Below are 2,207 nucleotides of genomic sequence, written 5' to 3' on the forward strand. Positions count from 1 at the left end.
TGGCGAGTTCGACGGCCACGGGCCCGGCCGGGCGGCCCGGACGGCTTCACCCAGGGCAGAACGCCACTCCCTTCCCCCGACGCCCCGGATCCCTAGGCTGGAGGGGTGAGCACTCATGCGCCGAACGAAGCCCGCGTCATCCCCCTGCGCCCGCACACCTCGTCGCCCGGTTCCGGCGGGGCGACCCGCGCCCCGCAGCGGCCGGCGGGAGCGCCACCGGCGCCGGCGCCCGCGCCGAGGGAACCCCTGTGGCGCGACCTCGTCGGCGATGCGATGCGTCGCGAACGGCTCGCCCAGGAAAGGACGTTGAAGGACGTGGCGGAGGCGGCCCGGATCTCGATCCCGTACCTGTCGGAGTTGGAGCGCGGGCGCAAGGAGGCCTCCTCCGAGGTCCTCGCGGCCGCCGCCCGGGCCCTCGGACTCGGCCTCGCCGACCTGCTCTCGCTCGCCCAGGACGAGCTGACCCAGCACACCCGGAGCCAGGCGGGCCGGAGCGGGGTGGGCCGCAGTCAGGTGGGCCGAAGCCGGTTGGACCGGAGCCGCACGTCGCCCACGGGGCAGTACGACGGGCTCTGCCTCGCCGCCTGACCTGATCGGGCCTGACCTGACCTGGCCCGGCCTGATCGGGCCCGGCCTGACCCGGCCTGACCTGACCTGGCCCGGCCTGACCCGGCCTGACCCGGCCGACGGCCGGTACGACGGTGGTGCGCCCCGCCGTACCGGCCACGGCCGCGCGGAGTCAGCCGAACGCGAGCCGTCGGCTCAGCACCTCGTCGGCGAGCCCGTAGGCGACGGCCTCCTCGGCGGTGAACACCTTGTCCCGGTCCATGTCCGCGCGCAGCGTCGCCACGTCGTGCCGCGTGTGCCGGGACAGCACCTCCTCCACCTGCGAGCGGGTGCGGACCATCTCCTTCGCCGCGAGGCTGAGGTCGGACACCGTCCCCTGCCGGCCACCGCTGGCCGGCTGGCCGAGCAGCACCCGCGCGTGCTGGAGCACGAACCGCCGCCCGGGGTCTCCGCCGGCCAGCAGCACCGCCGCCGTCGACGCCGCCTGACCGACGCAGAACGTGGAGATCGGCGCCTGCACGAACGTCATCGTGTCGTAGATCGCCATCAGCGAAGTGAACGATCCACCGGGCGAGTTGAGGTAGATCGAGATCTCGCGTTCCGGGCTCTCCGACTCCAGGTGCAGGAGCTGCGCGATGACCACGTTGGCGACCCCGTCGTCGATCTCGGTGCCGAGGAAGATGATCCGCTCGTTCAGCAGCCGGCTGAAGACGTCGTAGGAGCGCTCGCCCTGCGCGGTCCGCTCGATCACGTAGGGAACCGTGTACGACCCCATGTCACAGCCCCATCCGTCGGCGCGACGCGGCCGGGCGGATGTCGGCGACCGACTCCACCACCCGGTCCACGATCCCGTACTCCCTGGCCTGCTCGGCCGTGAACCAGCGGTCCCGGTCGCCGTCGCGCGCGATCGTCTCCTCGCTCTGCCCGGTGTGCTCGGCGGTGATCCGCTCGATGGCCTTCTTGGTGAACTGGAGGTTCTCCGCCTGGATCTCGATGTCGGAGGCGGTGCCGCCGATGCCCGCCGAGGGCTGGTGCATCATGATCCGCGCGTTCGGCAGCGCGAGCCGCTTGCCGGGCGCCCCCACGGTGACCAGGAACTGGCCCATGCTGGCGGCGAACCCCATCACCAGCGTCGAGACGTCGTTCGGGATGAGCCGCATGGTGTCGTAGATGGCGAGCCCCGCGGTGACCGACCCGCCGGGGCTGTTGACGTACAGGCCGATGTCGGTGCGCGGGTCCTCCGCCGACAGCAGGAGCAGCTGCGCGCACACCCGGTTGGCCGACACGTCGTCGACCTGGGTGCCGAGGAGGACGATCCGCTGGGCGAGCAGCTGCGCCGCGAGGTGGTCGTCGAAGCGGCTGGGCGGCGTGCCGCCCTCCTCCGCGCGGGGCGCGAGCGTGGTGAGGGGAGTCATCCGGTCTCCTTGTCGAGATGCCGAGGTGTCGAGGTGTCGAAGCGTCGAGGTGCTGAGGCAGGCTTGCCCTCGACTCCACTCTTGACCCCGGGAGACCTCCGGATGCGTTTTCTCTGCCCGCCGCAGATTCGCCACGGGCAGAGGCGACAGCCCGGGCCCGGGGCGCGGGCGGCGCATCTGCCAAACGCGCGCCGGGGCCCCGGGGGGGCTCGGCCAGCCGCCGGG

The 2,207-nt window shown here is 72.9% G+C and carries 3 protein-coding genes; 1 reads left to right on the plus strand and 2 read right to left on the minus strand.

Annotation, left to right across the window (positions count from 1 at the left end):
• Nucleotides 1–105 precede the first annotated feature (105 nt).
• The gene (locus ACFV6I_RS39240; protein ID WP_380431049.1) at nt 106–588 is read left to right on the plus strand and encodes a helix-turn-helix domain-containing protein; all 483 of its coding nucleotides are present in this window, start codon (nt 106–108) and stop codon (nt 586–588) included.
• A 151-nt stretch (nt 589–739) separates the two neighbouring features.
• On the opposite strand, the gene ACFV6I_RS39245 is transcribed toward ACFV6I_RS39240, so the two are convergent.
• Together ACFV6I_RS39245 and ACFV6I_RS39250 are read right to left on the minus strand one after the other, a co-directional pair.
• Nucleotides 740–1,342: a ClpP family protease gene (locus tag ACFV6I_RS39245; RefSeq protein ID WP_063352604.1), complete on the minus strand. Its 603-nt coding sequence runs from the start codon at nt 1,340–1,342 to the stop codon at nt 740–742.
• A 1-nt stretch (nt 1,343) separates the two neighbouring features.
• Nucleotides 1,344–1,982, minus strand: coding sequence for an ATP-dependent Clp protease proteolytic subunit (locus ACFV6I_RS39250; protein WP_063352603.1), 639 nt, complete (start codon nt 1,980–1,982; stop codon nt 1,344–1,346).
• Nucleotides 1,983–2,207 lie beyond the last annotated feature (225 nt).

This window comes from Kitasatospora sp. NPDC059803 (assembly GCF_042732255.1).
GTDB lineage: Bacteria > Actinomycetota > Actinomycetes > Streptomycetales > Streptomycetaceae > Kitasatospora.

What these genes read in the sequence shown, in the direction of transcription:
- ACFV6I_RS39250 (WP_063352603.1), bottom strand. Translation starts at nt 1,982, where the DNA reads ATGACTCCCCTCACCACGCTCGCGCCCCGCGCGGAGGAGGGCGGCACG.
- ACFV6I_RS39245 (WP_063352604.1), bottom strand. Translation starts at nt 1,342, where the DNA reads ATGGGGTCGTACACGGTTCCCTACGTGATCGAGCGGACCGCGCAGGGC.